13 protein-coding genes are annotated in these 15,763 nt (G+C 52.7%); 6 read left to right on the top strand and 7 right to left on the bottom strand.

From position 1 onward, the window contains the following. The first annotated feature begins 24 nt into the window (after positions 1–24). Both H0248_RS11800 and H0248_RS11795 read left to right on the top strand, forming a co-directional pair. Complete coding sequence (locus H0248_RS11800; RefSeq protein ID WP_180786077.1) at positions 25–669, top strand: glutathione S-transferase family protein; 645 nt, start codon at positions 25–27, stop codon at positions 667–669. Positions 670–881: 212 nt separating this feature from the next. After that, positions 882–1,094, top strand: a complete 213-nt coding sequence (locus H0248_RS11795) for a KTSC domain-containing protein (RefSeq protein WP_180786076.1) — start codon at positions 882–884, stop codon at positions 1,092–1,094. An 87-nt stretch (positions 1,095–1,181) separates the two neighbouring features. Here H0248_RS11795 and H0248_RS11790 read toward each other — a convergent pair whose 3' ends face one another. Next, positions 1,182–2,270 (bottom strand): oxidoreductase, encoded by a 1,089-nt coding sequence (locus H0248_RS11790; RefSeq protein ID WP_180786075.1) that lies wholly within the window; start codon positions 2,268–2,270, stop codon positions 1,182–1,184. 266 nt (positions 2,271–2,536) lie between these two features. On the opposite strand from H0248_RS11790, the gene H0248_RS11785 reads away from it, so the two are divergent. Together H0248_RS11785 and H0248_RS11780 are read left to right on the top strand one after the other, a co-directional pair. After that, positions 2,537–4,048 (top strand): sugar ABC transporter ATP-binding protein, encoded by a 1,512-nt coding sequence (locus tag H0248_RS11785; RefSeq protein ID WP_180786074.1) that lies wholly within the window; start codon positions 2,537–2,539, stop codon positions 4,046–4,048. 71 nt (positions 4,049–4,119) lie between these two features. After that, complete coding sequence (locus tag H0248_RS11780; protein WP_219609131.1) at positions 4,120–5,040, top strand: ABC transporter permease; 921 nt, start codon at positions 4,120–4,122, stop codon at positions 5,038–5,040. 386 nt (positions 5,041–5,426) lie between these two features. On the opposite strand, the gene H0248_RS11775 is transcribed toward H0248_RS11780, so the two are convergent. From H0248_RS11775 to yieE, 3 genes are all read right to left on the bottom strand, one after another. Continuing rightward, positions 5,427–6,416 carry a 2-hydroxyacid dehydrogenase gene (locus H0248_RS11775; RefSeq protein WP_180786073.1) on the bottom strand — a complete coding sequence of 330 codons (990 nt, stop codon included), beginning with the start codon at positions 6,414–6,416 and terminating at the stop codon, positions 5,427–5,429. Positions 6,417–6,959: 543 nt separating this feature from the next. Beyond that, positions 6,960–8,435: an amino acid permease gene (locus tag H0248_RS11770; protein WP_180786072.1), complete on the bottom strand. Its 1,476-nt coding sequence runs from the start codon at positions 8,433–8,435 to the stop codon at positions 6,960–6,962. A 135-nt stretch (positions 8,436–8,570) separates the two neighbouring features. After that, the gene (gene yieE / locus H0248_RS11765) at positions 8,571–9,443 is read right to left on the bottom strand and encodes a DNA-binding transcriptional regulator YeiE (protein WP_180786071.1); all 873 of its coding nucleotides are present in this window, start codon (positions 9,441–9,443) and stop codon (positions 8,571–8,573) included. A 120-nt stretch (positions 9,444–9,563) separates the two neighbouring features. On the opposite strand from yieE, the gene H0248_RS11760 reads away from it, so the two are divergent. Both H0248_RS11760 and nfo read left to right on the top strand, forming a co-directional pair. After that, positions 9,564–10,637 (top strand): YeiH family protein, encoded by a 1,074-nt coding sequence (locus H0248_RS11760; protein ID WP_180786070.1) that lies wholly within the window; start codon positions 9,564–9,566, stop codon positions 10,635–10,637. A gap of 90 nt (positions 10,638–10,727) precedes the next feature. Further along, positions 10,728–11,573, top strand: coding sequence for a deoxyribonuclease IV (nfo, locus tag H0248_RS11755; RefSeq protein WP_039514553.1), 846 nt, complete (start codon positions 10,728–10,730; stop codon positions 11,571–11,573). Between the two features lie 109 nt (positions 11,574–11,682). Here nfo and fruA read toward each other — a convergent pair whose 3' ends face one another. The 3 genes from fruA to fruB are packed head-to-tail and all read right to left on the bottom strand — an operon-like array spanning position 11,683 to position 15,461. Then, complete coding sequence (gene fruA / locus H0248_RS11750; protein ID WP_180786069.1) at positions 11,683–13,374, bottom strand: PTS fructose transporter subunit IIBC; 1,692 nt, start codon at positions 13,372–13,374, stop codon at positions 11,683–11,685. An 18-nt stretch (positions 13,375–13,392) separates the two neighbouring features. Further along, a complete protein-coding gene (gene fruK / locus H0248_RS11745; RefSeq protein ID WP_014699594.1) occupies positions 13,393–14,331 on the bottom strand; it encodes a 1-phosphofructokinase in 939 nt (312 codons plus the stop codon). Continuing rightward, positions 14,328–15,461 (bottom strand): fused PTS fructose transporter subunit IIA/HPr protein, encoded by a 1,134-nt coding sequence (gene fruB, locus H0248_RS11740; protein WP_039500622.1) that lies wholly within the window; start codon positions 15,459–15,461, stop codon positions 14,328–14,330. The genes fruK and fruB overlap by 4 nt, the downstream gene beginning before the upstream one ends. Positions 15,462–15,763 lie beyond the last annotated feature (302 nt).

Raw genomic sequence — 15,763 nt, 5'->3', positions numbered from 1 at the left:
AAAAAAGAAAAAAAGGAAATCTTGATGATACACGTTCATCACCTCGAAAAATCCCGTTCGACCCGCGTAACCTGGCTGCTGGAAGAGCTGGGCGTTGACTATGAAATCATTCGCTACGTGCGTGACCCAAAAACGTTTAGCGCTCCCGCATCACTCAAACAAATCCACCCGTTAGGGAAATCGCCAGTGATTACCGATGGTGAACTCACGATTGCCGAATCCGGGGCCATCGTGGAATACCTGATTGAGACTTACGGCAACGGCAGGCTCCGCCCACAGAGCGGACAAGCACTGCTGGACTATCGCTTCTGGCTGCATTTTGCGGAAGGTTCATTCATGCCGCTGCTGGTGATGCGTTTAGTCTTAGCGAAAACAGAATCCGCACCGATGCCATTTTTCATCCGCCCCATTGCACGCAAAATTGTGCGCAGCATCGAGCAGGCCTTTATTGTGCCGCGGCTGACGACACAGCTTCAGTTCATCGAACAGCATTTGAGTAAACAAGACTGGTTTGCGGGAGCGTCGCTCAGCGGTGCCGATATACAAATGGCCGTCCTGCTAGTTTTGGCGAAAACACGTTTGGATTTCAGTCACTACCCGCACATCAAGCAATACATTGAGCGGATAGAAAGCCAGCCAGCTTTTCAGCGAGCCCTCGCTCAGGATTAACAATCCGATCGGGATACCTCCTCATCGACAAGGACAAACAACGCAGGTCGCTGGACGACAGAGCAAGAATTCTGTGAGCGTTTACTGATTATTCATGAACTAATAACGATATGCTGCAGTTTACCCCCGATATATTTCGAGCTATAACACGCTATAGCCAAAAGGTGGTATACCGTCAGGATGCGGCATTGACACGTTGGGAGTGATTAATTTTGCAGAGAAAACGAGTTTCATCAACAGAGTTGTTTTCAGTCGGATACGATGCAGAAAAAAGTCAGTTAGAAGTCGAAATGCTGAATGGGAGCATTTACCTCTATAGCGGCGTCGCACGCATGATTTATGAAGAACTGATGGCAAGTAAGACGAAATACCGTTACTACGCCAGCTTTATCAAAAATTCATTCCCCTATGAGAAAACGCAGTAGTTTTTGAAGATAAAGATCCCTAGTTTTTAAAGATAAATAATAGCCTTTAGGGCGGAGAATACTCTCCGCCCTTCGCTTTCTACCCGGTTATTCCCCAATAGACTCAACGGTGTTAAACGCCGCCAGCAGGACGTCTTCATTGAGCGTCAACGGCAAATAATGAATGGATTCCCCCGCCTGCAAGGTGCGGGCAATAACCGCCTGAAGCGCGGCGCGATCGTGAATATCCACGTCCAGTGCGGCGAGTGTGGTCGGCAAACCGAACGCCTTAAACGCCGCCTTTAACTGGTGCAACGTGTCGCTATCGCCCAGTAACGCGCTTTGCACCAGAATGCCATAAGCCACCTTGGTGCCGTGCAGGAAGCGCTCAGTTTGTGGCAACACCGTTAAACCGTTATGCACGGCATGCGCCGCCGCCACGCGGGTATAGCGCTCACCCAACCCGCCAACCATGCCGCCACCGGCAATGATCGCATCTACGACATCCAGAAAATCCTGCGTCAGTTCACCACGCTCAACGGCTTCTAGCGCTGCCGCACTTTGTTGTAGCAACACATTGCGGATATCCAGCGCGGCCTGTAAGCCCAGCCGAACAGAAAGCGGCAGCGTTTCTGGCTGGGGGCTGAGAACGACAGCTTCATACCACTTCGCCAGCGTATCGCCGACGCCAGCCAGTAAGTATTCCACCGGTGCCGCCAGCATAATCCGCGGTTCCACCAGCACCAGATGGTTAGCATCAGTGAAAATCTCGAAGCGCAGCGCCTGTCCGGCATCGTTATACCACACGGACAGCGGCGTCCAGGCTGCACAGGTCGCCGCAATGGTCGGGATAGCGACCAGTGGGACACCGATATGACGCGCGGCGACCTTCGCGGTATCCAGCACCGCCCCGCCGCCGACGCCAATGACAACCTGACATTCATCGCCCGCCTGCGCCACCAGTTTTGCGACTTCCCCTTCGCTACAATGCGCACCAAACTGCACGCGACGGGCTGAAGGCGCATCGAATTCGGCCGGTAAATAGGGTCGAGCCGCGGCAATCGCCCGCTCGCCGTAGATCCACAGCGCGTTTTTCAGCACGTCTGATGGATAAAATTCCAGCAGCTTATCGATAGCGCCAGAGAAAGAGAAATAGTTAGCAGGGCCAACCTGTACGCGGACTGTCGTTGTGTGCATGTTTGAATCTTCCTCGCCGCGTCCTCTCTTGAACACGGATCTTATCTTATGTTTGTCTAATAGATGAATCTGCTGCGCTACCCTATTGATAACCCCATCTTATTCACTTGCCTGCGCCAGCTTAAGAACTTTTTTATTTAATTTATGCCTTTTCGTTCATAGCCAATAACTCTCAAACACTTGAAGCTGTATTAAATTCTCTGGGATATGTGCTACCTTTCTTTTCCGTTATTTCATGACCCTGACCGCCAAGAGCGTTACCGACCATGATTCCTACCTCCCAAAGCCGACTGGAAATGCACAATATTTCCATCTCCTTTTCTGGTTTCCACGCCCTCAAGCAGGTTAATTTCACACTGGAAGGTGGTTCGATTCATGCCCTGACTGGCGCAAACGGCGCGGGTAAATCCACGCTGATGACGATCTTATCGGGCGCTTACGATCACTATCAGGGCGACATTCTGATTAATGGTAAGCAGGTCGATGTCCATTCCCCGCGTGATGCCAAGCGATACGGCATTCATCTGGTGCAGCAGGAAGTCGATGTTGCGTTGGTCCCCACGCTGTCCGTGGCGGAAAATATTATGCTGGATACGCTGGCGCAGGACGGACATCTGCTGAGTTGGCCACAGATCTACCGTCAGGCACAGACGCTACTCGATCAGCTTGGCGTTCACCTTAATGTTCGCCAACGGCTGGATACCTGCTCGCTCGCTGAGAAACAGCAAATTCTGCTCGCCCGCGCGTTATCTCACGAATGTCGCTTCCTGATTCTGGATGAACCCACCGCCCCGTTGGATCAGGCCGAAAGCGCGCGCCTCTTCGAGGTGGTACGCCGTTTACAGGCCGATGGCATCGGGATCGTGTTTATTTCCCACCGTATTCATGAGTTGAGCGAAATCTGCGATACGTTGACCGTTCTGCGTGACGGCGAGTTTGTCAGCAGCGGGGCGATGCAGGGACTCAGCGGGGAAGCGATCGTAGAGAGAATGCTGGGGCACCGGCTTGACGATATCTTCCCACCGCGCCGAGCGACACCTGCCGCAGAGACGCTGCTTCAGGTTACGGGTTTGCACGACGAAACGCTGTTGCACAATATTTCTCTCACGCTGCGCAAAGGGGAAATTCTGGGCATTGCCGGGCTGGCTGGTGCGGGGAAAACCGAGCTATGTAAAGCGCTGTTCGGCGCGGAGCCCTGCCAGATCGCGCAGGGAGAATATCGTGGTAAACCCTGGCGACCACATTCGCCGCACCGGTCCGTCGAACAGGGTCTAGCGCTGGTTCCTGAAGAGCGGCGCAAAGAAGGCATTTTTATTGATGAATCTGTCACCATGAATCTCAGCATCACCGCCACCGATAGCTTTTCACGTTGGAGTGTATTCAGTCGTGGCAAAGCATTGCGCTGGGCAAAACAGATCGTTGAACGGCTGGCAGTTCGCACCACCGGTCCGGCGCAAAAGCTGGCGCGCCTGTCGGGTGGGAATCAGCAGAAAGTCGCTATCGGCAAGTGGCTGCGCAGTGAAGCACAGGTTTTGATTTTTGACGAACCCACCAAAGGCGTGGATATCAAGGCCAAACAGGACTTGTTCACCCTGATTGACGGCCTCGCCCGTCAGGGTAAAGGCATTATTTATGCGTCGGGCGAGTTCTCCGAACTTGTCGGGCTCTGCGATCGCATCTGCGTGCTATGGGACGGCCGCATTGTCGCAGAGCTGAATGCGGCTGAGATTGACGAAGAAACCCTACTTTTATATTCAACTGGAGGAACTCCCGCGTGAGTCACCCACTTTCATCTAACGGGGCGCTCCCCTTCCGTCACCACGTTTTCGAGTTTCTCTATAAGTGGGGGATGCTGATCACAGTTGTTGCGCTGATTGCCCTTTTCGGGCTGGCGTCGGAGAATTTTCTCGACCCGTATAACATCATCAATATTTTGCGCTCTATCGCCATCGTTACGGTGATTGCTATTGGCGTCTCCATTTCGCTGTCCGTAGGCGGATTCGATCTTTCCGTGGGATCGACGGCCTCGCTGGCTAATGCGCTGGTTATCTCGCTTTTCGTCTGGCATGGATTCGGCACCACCGGCGCGATTATCCTGACGCTGCTGCTGTGTACGCTGGTCGGGCTATTCAACGCCTTCCTCATCGTCGTGTTGAAGATTCCCGATATGCTGGCGACCCTCGCCAGCCTGTTCGTCATTCAGGGCGTGGCGATGACCTACAGCTATGGCGGTTCCATCACGCAGAACATGGTGCTGCCTAGCGGCGAAATGGCGGAAGGCGTCATTCCTGAATTCTTTGCCACGCTAGGTCAGGTACCGGTCATTGTTGTCATCATGCTGGCGGTAACGGTACTGGTACAACTGTATCTGTCCCTTACCAAACACGGTCGCCGGATGTACGCCATCGGCGGCAACCCAGAAGCCGCACGACTGGCGGGCATTCGCACGGCGCGTTATCGGGTACAAGCATATGTGTTTTCGTCACTACTCGCGGCGCTGGGCGGTATCTTGCTGGCATCGCGCATCGGCTCTTCGCAGGTCAATGCCGGGGGCGGCTATTTGATGGATGCCGTTGCTGCGGCCTACATTGGCTTCTCGCTGGCGGGATCCGGCAAGCCGAACGCGCTGGGTACGCTGCTCGGTGCCGTTATTCTTGGCGTCTTGCAGAATGGACTGGTAATGCTCTCCGTGCCTTATTACGCGATGGATATCATCAAAGGCCTGGTTCTGGCACTCGCACTAGCCATGACGTATATCCAGAAGCGCTGACACATCTCACTTCCGCCCCGGTCATCCGAATTCGGGGCGAATTCATAACGCCTCTATCCACGCCGTCCCTGATTACCTCGTTTTTTGCCACCAATAACTATCGCTGCATTCGTTCTATTATTTACTTCCGTTATTATTAAGAAATAAATATTCCCTCATACCATCAAGCCTGATTCGGAATAATCACAAATAATAACGTTCTCACTTTAGATCCGACGTGTGCCACTTTCATTCCCTGACGATATAGTGAGAGCGACAGAGATCATCGACAGGGAAAGATGCAATCCGATGAAACGTTCAATTTTGATAATCAATTAAAATTGATGAATATCATCATTCCGCTACCGAGCAATATTCCGTCATACCCAGTGAAATCAAACTACACGTTATTTATATCCGTTCTGCTGAGCATACTCATCAATATTTTCAATCGTCTTTTCCATCAGTAATTGCAGCGATGAGGCGGATGTCCAGGAGATATGTGGAGTAATCAGAAGAGTAGGCAGGGTTTTCGCCGCAACCATCAATGGATTGTCTTTTGCTGGCGGTTCCTGCGTCAGGCAGTCTAGCGCAGCACCGGCAATGACGCGCTGCTGCAAAGCATCTGCCAGCGCGTGCTCATCAATCAGCCCGCCTCTGGCCGTGTTAATAATAAATGCGGTAGGCTTACACAGTGCGAGCGTCTCGGCATTAATCAGATGCTGAGTGCTCTCATTGAGCGGGCAGTTGAGTGAAATCACATTAGCCAACCGCAGAACGTCTTCAAACGGCAGATACCCAGCACGACACGATGAAGCTCCCCGGTGCTCGGCAAAAATCACCTTCATCCCCAGCGCCTGCGCCAGACGTGCGACTTCCCGCCCAATCGTACCCGCACCGATGATACCCAGCGTAGCACCAGCGATGTCCTTGACCGGATGATCAAAATAAGCAAATTGCGACTGGCTAGCCCAGCGATCGCCCAGTTGATCGCGATACCACGCCATCAGGCTGTGCTTTAGCGCAAAAATCATGGCAATCACGTGCTCGGATACGGCTTGCGTCGAGTAGCCAGGTACATTTTTAACCGTGATACCCAGTTCTTTGGCAGCAACGAGATCGATATTGTCGGTGCCCGTTGCCGTCACGGCAATCAGCTTCAACGCAGGCAACGCGACCAGGGTGTCTCGCGTTAATAGGGCTTTATTCGTGATGATAATGTGGGTGTCTTTTGCTCGGGCGATAACGTGATCGGGCGAGGTATAGTTATATTCAATCCATTCATGGCGGCACTGTGGACGCCTAAAACTCGTCTTTTTCAGGAAAATGGTTTCAGGCAGTGAGCCTTTATCCAAAAAGGTAATTTTTAACATCATCGTGCCCTGGTTGCTATTCATACACTGATTTCCGCTTGCAGATATCAAGGGTTCCGCAGTCGGCAATCACGACAGGTATTCTCATACAAAAATAATGAATTAAATTCTCTGTATGACACAAGACAACGAACGTATTAATGACGTTACACTTCCTGCCTCATCGGAAATCCATCACTCCGTAACGTGAAGCGTAGTCAGCATTAAAGCAATTAACAATACCTAATATAGTGAATTTCATTCATCGACATTGTTAGACACGGTATTCAGAAATATCACAAAAACAATTAATAACGGATCAAAACTACGCACCGTTGCTAATCAGAAAGAATACATTCACGAAAAAAACGGCAAAAATGATGCCATGCCGTTGAAGATAGGAAGTAGACGAAGATCATAATATTGAGCACATTTTTCGCCGTATAAATAGACTCAACAGGAAGCAACCATCAGAAAGGTATATAAAAAAGAAATTACTACGAATAAAAACGCCACTGATGAAAATTCAATCAGCAGCGTGAAAAGAAATGGCAGATAAAAAGTAGCGGTTAACCGCGTGCTTACGATTTAGTCTTTATGATCGGGGTACGTCATATCCTGATACTTGATAAAGCGCGTTCCACGGAACAGCTTATAGCCGAACCAAATCAGCAGGAACAGCGGAATACCGATGTACGTTGCCGTCACGCCATACCAGTCGATTTTATCTTCCAGAAACGCCTGATAATTCTGCCCCAGCGTGATGATCAGACAGAGCACAAATGCGAAGATCGGCCCGAGCGGGAAGAAACTTGATAAATAAGGTAAGCGATTCAGATCGTGACCTTGCATAACATAGCCACGGCGGAAACGGTAATGGCTGATCGCGATCCCCAGCCAGGCAATAAAGCCCGTCATACCAGAGGTATTCAGCAGCCACAGGTAAACCGTTTGGTTACCATATAAAGAAGACAGGAAACACAGCGCCGCCACCACGGTGGTAGCGTACAGCGCATTACGCGGCACGCCGCCTTTTGACAGTCTGGCGAAAATGCGCGGCGCTTTACCTTCCGATGCCAGCGTAAACAGCATACGCGTAGAGGCGTACATCCCAGAGTTACCCGCCGACAGCACCGCCGTCAGGATAACCGCGTTCATGACCGCCGCCGCCGACAGCAGGCCTGCGTTCTCAAACACCAGCGTGAACGGGCTCACCGTAATGTCTTTGACATCATTACGCAGCAGGTTCGGGTCGGTATACGGAATGATTAAGCTGATAATCAGAATCGCGAAGATGTAGAACAACAGAATGCGCCAGAAAACCTGACGGATGGCACGCGGAATGTTTTTGCTGGGTTCCTGAGATTCCCCCGCCGCCACGCCGATCAGCTCCGTTCCCTGAAAAGAGAAGCCGACGATCATCGCCACACCGATCATGGCAGAGAAGCCGCCAGCAAACGGCGCATCGCCAATTTCCCAGTTGTGGAATCCGGCATTTTCCGCGCCGCTCATGATGCCCGTAATCATCATCACGCCAACAGCAATGAAAATGACGACCGTGACCACTTTAATCAGTGAGAACCAGTATTCCGCCTCACCAAACCCTTTCACGGAAATGTAGTTAAGCAGGAACATCAGCGCGAGGAACAACGCACTCCAGATCCAGCCGGAGACATCGGGGAACCAGTATCCCATCACCAACTGCGCCGCCACCAGATCGACCGCGATGGTCACGGCCCAGTTGTACCAGTAGTTCCAGCCCAGAGCGAAGCCAAACCCTTCTTCTACATAGCGGGAACCGTAGCTGGAGAACGAACCGGAAACCGGCATGAACGCCGCCAGTTCGCCCAGGCTGGTCATCAGAAAGTAAACCATCAGCCCAATCAGGGCATAAGACAGAAGTGCGCCGCCCGGACCTGCTTGTGAAACCGTCGCACCAGATGCGACAAATAACCCGGTGCCAATCGATCCGCCAATGGCGATCATCGTTAAATGCCGTGCTTTCAGTTCACGGCGCAGGGTCGGTGTGCCCTGTGTTGTTTGTTGAATATCGTGCTGAGCCATTGTTATCCTGCATGCTCGTGCTAAAAATCGAGGCGGGATTGTAGCAAATAGCGTTGTGCTGAATAGTTAAGATCGTCGAGTTATAAGAGAGGTTAATAACTCACGCCCAATTATTAGCAGCAGAAAATATTTTCGCTATGGCATTTCGCAGCAATAACTCAGGAAACGCTGCAGCACATTTGAAAGATGTTTCTGTCGGTGATGAACCAGATACAGTGTCCGCGTGAGTTTAGGCAGCGGCACCTTCAACTCCACCAGCGAGCCTGACGCCAGTTGCTCGGCAATGACATGCCGCGACAGGCAGCTAATGCCGATCCCGTGGCGAACCGCATGTTTGATCGCCTCTGAATTACCTAATTCCATCACCAGATGGAAATGCGACAGGTGCGTTAGCAGCAGATGATCCAGCACTTCGCGCGTGCCTGAACCACGCTCGCGCAGGATCCAGTGTGCATCCGCCAGCGCGCTTAATGAGACCGTGCCTCGGCTGAGCGGATGTTCGGGGGAGCAAAACACCACCAGCTCATCTTCCAGCCAGGGCTGCGTAATCAAATCAGGGTGATGGCAAGGCCCTTCGATCAAGCCCAAATCGACACTGAATTCAGATACACGCGTGATCACATCTTTGGTATTGCCGACATGCAGTTCCAGCGGAATATCGGGATAGTCATGGCGATAGCGGGCAATCATTGCAGGCAATAAATAGTTGCCAATGGTGCTGCTGGCATACACGCGCAGCGCCCCATTATCACGCCGGAACAGTTGCTCAATTTCCATCGACTGTTCAAGCAGTGCCAGTGCCTTGGGATACAGCAGGCGGCCATGCTCATTCACCACCAGACGTTTACCCACGCGGTCGAAAAGTTGAACACCCAACTGCCCTTCTAAATCCGCCAGAGCCGCGCTGACAGCCGATTGAGACAGGGCAAGCACAACGGAGGCCTGTGTCGTTGAACCACTTTTCAGGACTTCGGCAAAGACTTCCAGCTGACGTAACGTGATATGCATAGTGCGCTCTTTATCTGAAATACTTATAGGTTATAAATATATAATCAATTTCTCTTTTAATCTCGTGGATTATAAGCTGGCTTCTCAATTTTCGGTACGGTCAGAATAGGCACCCAATCCATGGCTCTTCCTGCGACATTACACACGATAGCCCCGCCCGATGGAGCAAAAGCGCGATTACCCGGCCTGTTGTTAGTAAGTTTAATGACTTTTTTGCTCCTCTGGCTGGCAAATATTCCGAAAATCGCCCACTGGGGTCCGGGTTCGCTGACATTGGCGATCCTGATTGGGATCGTGCTCGGAAATAGCATTTATCCACGTATTCATCCGCTGTGCGATCCTGGCGTGCAGTGGGCCAAACAGCATTTACTCCGCTGGGGCATCATACTTTATGGTTTTCGCCTCAGCTTTCAGCAGGTTGCTGCCGTTGGCTTTACCGGTGTCGCGGTCGATCTTACTATCGTCACGCTGACGTTTTTACTCGCCTGCTGGATAGGCAAACGCTGGCTGAAACTCGACAATCAAACCGTGATGCTCATCGGTGCTGGCAGCAGCATCTGTGGTGCGGCGGCGATCATGGCAACCGCACCGGTTGTCAAAGCATCCAGCAATGCGATTGCCGTCTCCGTTTCCACCGTGGTGATTTTCGGTACGACGGCGATGTTTTTGTATCCGTGGCTCTATCAGCTCAATCTCGAACATCACTGGATTGACGCCACACCACAGATCGTCGGTCTGTACTTCGGCTCAACGATACACGAAGTCGCTCAGGTTGTTGCCGCCGGACATGCCGTTGATGGTGCAACGGAAAACATCGCCGTCATCAGCAAGATGCTGCGCGTGATGCTGCTGGCCCCTTTTCTTCTCATTCTTGGGTTTTACCTGAAAAAAACGACGCAAAAAAGTGACGCGGAAGATGCGATTCCGCTGATGTTTCCGTGGTTTGCACTGGGGTTTATCGCCGTAGCGGCCTTCAATTCTTTCCAGCTACTTTCACCTACGCTCGTCACGCAGCTGGTACAACTCGATAATGTGCTGTTGACCATGGCAATGGTTGCGCTGGGGCTCACAACCCGATTCAGCGCCATCCGTCAGGCCGGCGCAAAACCGCTGCTGCTGGCACTCATTCTGTTTCTCTGGCTGGTTGTTGGCGGTGCGGGCATCAATTTGTTCTTCGAGCATTTATTCGGCTAACGATAAATTATTTACCTGTTAACGTCTGATTAACGTGCCCGACGGAGCCATGACGATGCCATAATGTCTCCGTTACCAAAGGAGACCAACATGAAATACATCGGGGCGCACGTTAGCGCATCTGGCGGGGTCGATCAGGCCGTGATTCGCGCGCATGAGATAAAGGCGACGGCTTTCGCGTTATTTACCAAGAACCAGCGCCAATGGCAGGCTGCACCGCTCAGCGCCGAGGTCATCGACCGTTTTAAAGCCGCCTGTGAGCAATACGCGTATACGTCAGCACAGATTCTGCCCCACGATAGCTATCTGATTAATCTGGGTCACCCGGACGCCGAGGCGCTGGAAAAGTCACGCATCGCGTTTATTGATGAAATGTCCCGTTGCCAACAACTTGGGCTAAGTCTCCTGAATTTTCATCCCGGCAGCCATCTAAAGCAGATCGAGGAAGCTGACTGTCTGGCACGTATCGCCGAGTCCATCAACATCGCGCTGGCGGAAACGGACGGCGTCACCGCGGTGATTGAAAACACCGCCGGGCAAGGCAGTAATTTGGGTTTCCGCTTTGAACATCTGGCAGCCATCATCGATGGCGTAGAAGATAAAAGCCGCGTCGGCGTCTGTATCGACACCTGTCACGCCTTCGCTGGCGGCTACGATCTGCGGACAGAAGCCGATTGCGAAGCCACTTTTGCTGAATTCGATCGCATTGTTGGGTTTCGCTATCTGCGCGGAATGCATTTGAATGATGCCAAAAGCACGTTCGCCAGCCGCGTTGACCGACACCATAGTCTGGGAGAAGGCAATATCGGCAAAACCGCTTTCAGCTATATCATGAAAGATGCCCGCTTTGACGGTATCCCGATGATTCTGGAAACGATCAACCCCGATATCTGGGCCGACGAAATCGCCTGGCTCAAATCTGAAGCCCAATGCTAATTAGTTTTCATCCCATAAAAAAAGCGCCAGATGGTGAATACCAACTGGCGCTATCTCATCCACATCCTTGTGTTATGGCATTACTTTTTATTCACGATGATGATCAAACTTACGCAACTTTCGCCAGCTGTTCATCAGAGCGTTTCAGCAGTGCGTACAGCACGCCAGCGACAGCAGTACCCGCAATGATCGCTAACAGGTAGCCGATAACCGGGGTAATCGCGCCAGGAATCAACAGCACGAACAGACCGCCGTGTGGTGCCATCAACTTAGCGCCCACCGCCATTGACAGCGCACCAGTCAGTGCCCCACCGATGATGCAGCAAGGCAGAACGCGCATCGGGTCACGCGCCGCGTAAGGAATCGCCCCTTCGGAGATAAAGCACAGGCCCAGTACAAACGCCGCTTTGCCCCCTTCACGTTCGGTCGGGTTGAATTTTTTGCTTGCCAGTACAGTCGCCAGACCCATTGCCAACGGTGGCACCATACCGGCTGCCATAACGGCGGCCATCGGCGCGTAAATCTGGCTACTGAGCAAGGTCGTACCGAAGACGTAAGCGACCTTGTTAACTGGCCCGCCCATATCCGTACACATCATAGCACCCAGGATCGCACCCAGAATCACCGCATTCGCTGTACCCATGGATTGCAGCCAGCCTGTCAGGCCAGTCAGGATTTTCGCCACTGGCGTGCCAACGACGTAAATCATGATGAGACCGGTGATTAGCGTAGCGAACAGCGGAATGATCAGGATCGGTTTTAGCGCAGTCAAACTTTGCGGTAGAATCAGTTTATTGTTGATTGCTCTGGCAATATAGCCCGCCAGGAAACCGGCAATGATCCCACCGAGGAAGCCTGCACCCGTACTCACCGCCAACATCCCGCCAACCAGACCTGGCGTTAAGCCTGGACGATCCGCAATGGAGAACGCGATATAGCCTGCTAATACTGGCACCATCAGCGCAAAGGCAGAACCGCCACCGATCTTCATCAGCGCTGCTGCCAGTGTACCTTCCTGTTTAAAGGCTTCGATACCAAAAACAAACGACAGGGCGATACACAAACCACCCGCCACGACCATCGGCAGCATATAAGACACGCCGGTCAACAGGTGACGGTACGGGCCTGCTCCACCTTTCTGGCCAGACTCGCTCGCGCTTGACGCACTAGCTTGCCCGGACGGCTGGTACACTTTCGCTTCAGCCTGCGCTTTATCTAACTCCTGCGCCGTCTTCTTCAGTGCCAGCCCCGTCGAGGTACGATACATCTTCTTACCAGCAAACTTCGCCAGATCGACTTCAATGTCCGCAGCCACGATCACCAGATCGGCCTGTTCCACTTCTTCAGGGGTAATGGCGTTGCCCGCACCAACGGAGCCGCGCGTTTCCACTTTGACCCACCAGCCGCGTTTTTTTGCTTCGCTTTCAATCGCTTCTGCTGCCATAAACGTGTGCGCGACGCCCGTCGGGCACGCCGTTATCGCCACAATACGCTTGGCAACTGCGGGCTGCTGAACGGGAGCTGACGCCGCAGCCTGATAGACCGTGGCGTCAGCCTGCGCTTTCGCCAAGAAAGCGTCCGGCTGCGAAACAGCCAGTTCGATATCACCGACATAAACCTGCTTGCCATTCAGTGCGCTGTCCGCCGCGGCGGATGCACCCAGAACGATCGCCAGTTCAGCGTCGTTAGCCTGTTCTGTAAACGTCACCCCTGCTTTCGCAGCGGCAGCACCGAGTAGGTTCTTCACCAGTTGGCTTCTCGCCAGGCCCAGTGATTTATCCAAAATCAGCAGCGTTTTCATTGTTTATCTCCTGCTGTATCAGTTAAAGGGTTTGAGGTCGACACGCGCCATCATCGCGGCCAACTGAGGACGATCGGTAATACCAACATTACTTTGGCTGACGGCCAGCGCTGAAACCGCCGTCGCCAAACGCAGAGTGTGCTCACTGGACTCACGCATTAATAAGCCATAAATCAACCCCCCAACCATGGAGTCGCCCGCACCTACCGTACTTACCACATCACAAGCCGGTGGCAAAGCCCGCCACGCACCCGATGCATTCACCCACAGTGCACCTTCCGCACCCAGTGAGATCACAACATGCGCGATACCCTGCTCACGCAGTGCGTGGGCGGCATCCACCACATCAGCCAGCGTAGGTAATTTACGCCCAGCCCATATCTCCAGCTCCCGGCGGTTTGGTTTCACCAACCAAGGAGAGGCTTTCAGTCCCGCCACCAGCGCTTCACGGCTGCTGTCGAAAATAATGCAAGGACACTGCGTGCGCAGACGCGACATCCAATCGGTAAAGGCATCAGGATCGACGCCAGCAGGCAGACTGCCGCTCACCGCGACCATGTCGAATTGCCCCAGCCAGCTCAGCGAATCATTGACGAAACGCTGCCAGTCCTGCTGGGTCACTTCAAAACCGGAAAAGTTGAAGTCGGTTACGTCGCCATCTTTTTCGGTTAATTTGACATTAATACGCGTACGTCCTGGTACAACCTGGAAACGGTTGGCAATGCCCAGCTCGCTGAACAATTGCTGAAAACCATCCTGATTGTCTTTACCCAGAAAGCCACCTACCGTGACATCAATCCCGAGATCTTTCAGCACCTTGGCAACGTTAATACCTTTGCCTGCGGCGTGCAGACCCGCTGTCTGAACCAGATTGACTTCGCCTTTCTCAACTTCCGGGCAATAGCCAACCAGGTCATAAGCTGGATTCAGGGTGATTGTGGCTACTCTCCTGCTCATGCTGCCCCCTCGCCCAAACCGGACGTAATCGCGTCGCCAATAGCGGCAAGTGCTTGTTCTGCATCGCTACCGCTCGCGGTGAAACGCAATTTGTGACCTTTCTTCACACCAAGCGCGACGACTTTCATCAGGCTGCGGCCATTCGCCGGTTTGCCTGTGCCATCCAGGTTGGTGACGGTAATGTCACTACTGAACTGTTTGATCACGTTCACCAGCATCGTTCCCGGACGCGCATGCAGACCGTGTTCGTTGCGAATGGTGAACTCTGCAGTCAGCACTTCGCTTTCTTCTGGTACGTCGCTGGTCAAGAGTGCCAGCAGCGTCGGTGCGTCAGCCGTCAGCAGACGTTCCGCTTTTTGCGCAATCAGTAGGTTGCTCAGGTAATCGATCGGGGCGAAAGCCTGATCGTCAGCCGCGGCTACCGTCACCAGTAAGGCCACGTTTTCGCCGTCAACGCTGAAAGGCGTAGCCGGACGCGCCACCGCAGCCGCGCTGCTGAGGTTACCAACAGCACTATCGCTGAACCACACACCTTGCCCCAGATTCAGCGGCTTGCTGCTGACTGCGGTGCTGACGAAGCTGGCGTCTGCTGCACCAACCTGCTGAAGACGGCCGGCGTTCAGCGCCTGAAGCGTCAACAGATTATCGGTCGCCACATCCAGCGCAATCAGCGAGGTATCAAAGCGGAACTCCGCCAGTTGCTGCTCGCCCATCAGCAGGCTACGTAGTTCTTCCGCTGACGTTGTGCTTGCCAAACGTGCTGCAACGCGATCGTCGCTCAGAACGTGGGTCAGCTGACGCAGCAGCGCAAGGTGTTCATCAGAACGGGCTGCAATCCCCAACACCACATAGGCGGTTTGATCTTCACCCCAGGAAATACCCTGAGGAAATTGAAATACTTGAACCCCGGTCTTCAATACCAGATCGCGGGTATCGGTTGTGCCGTGAGGGATAGCAATACCGCTTCCCAAATAGGTGGATGTTTGCTGTTCACGCTGGAGCATGCCGTCGACATACCCTGCGTTAACGCACCCGGCCTCGGTCAGTGCTGAAGCAACAAGCTGGATAGCTTCCTGCTTAGTACTGGCCGCTGCGCCCAAATGAATATCTTGCTGTGACAACTGGAACATGGCACTCCTCTCTTGCTGAAAATTGAATCGTTTCAGCTTTTATGAGAAAAAAATGTGTCGATTGTTAGGGCGTTTCAAAAAAATTCCGCTGAAACGTTTCAAAAGTCTCATTCTATTACGCCATTTATGCAAGCTTTCTACACTGCTGACGTAACAGAATTTTGACATCACGCACATTTTAACGTGGATGACGCGCTGCCCGCCAACAAAAATCACCCAATGGCTGAAGCCGTGCTGACGAAAAATAATGAAACAAGATTTCTGTTTCATTATAAACCCGAGTACTATGTCGCGCTCGACAG

This window comes from Pectobacterium brasiliense (assembly GCF_013449685.1).
GTDB classification, from domain to species: Bacteria; Pseudomonadota; Gammaproteobacteria; order Enterobacterales; family Enterobacteriaceae; genus Pectobacterium; species Pectobacterium brasiliense_A.
Note: the sequence above shows the minus strand (reverse complement) of the source record. Positions and strands in the feature narration are given on the sequence as shown.

Excerpts from the sequence above, each read along its gene's own strand:
- H0248_RS11800 (WP_180786077.1), top strand. The coding sequence starts at position 25 with ATGATACACGTTCATCACCTCGAAAAATCCCGTTCGACCCGCGTAACC.
- H0248_RS11790 (WP_180786075.1), bottom strand. The coding sequence starts at position 2,270 with ATGCACACAACGACAGTCCGCGTACAGGTTGGCCCTGCTAACTATTTC.
- H0248_RS11785 (WP_180786074.1), top strand. The coding sequence starts at position 2,537 with ATGATTCCTACCTCCCAAAGCCGACTGGAAATGCACAATATTTCCATC.
- H0248_RS11780 (WP_219609131.1), top strand. The coding sequence starts at position 4,120 with ATGCTGATCACAGTTGTTGCGCTGATTGCCCTTTTCGGGCTGGCGTCG.
- H0248_RS11775 (WP_180786073.1), bottom strand. The coding sequence starts at position 6,416 with ATGAATAGCAACCAGGGCACGATGATGTTAAAAATTACCTTTTTGGAT.
- H0248_RS11770 (WP_180786072.1), bottom strand. The coding sequence starts at position 8,435 with ATGGCTCAGCACGATATTCAACAAACAACACAGGGCACACCGACCCTG.
- yieE (WP_180786071.1), bottom strand. The coding sequence starts at position 9,443 with ATGCATATCACGTTACGTCAGCTGGAAGTCTTTGCCGAAGTCCTGAAA.
- H0248_RS11760 (WP_180786070.1), top strand. The coding sequence starts at position 9,564 with ATGGCTCTTCCTGCGACATTACACACGATAGCCCCGCCCGATGGAGCA.
- nfo (WP_039514553.1), top strand. The coding sequence starts at position 10,728 with ATGAAATACATCGGGGCGCACGTTAGCGCATCTGGCGGGGTCGATCAG.
- fruA (WP_180786069.1), bottom strand. The coding sequence starts at position 13,374 with ATGAAAACGCTGCTGATTTTGGATAAATCACTGGGCCTGGCGAGAAGC.
- fruK (WP_014699594.1), bottom strand. The coding sequence starts at position 14,331 with ATGAGCAGGAGAGTAGCCACAATCACCCTGAATCCAGCTTATGACCTG.
- fruB (WP_039500622.1), bottom strand. The coding sequence starts at position 15,461 with ATGTTCCAGTTGTCACAGCAAGATATTCATTTGGGCGCAGCGGCCAGT.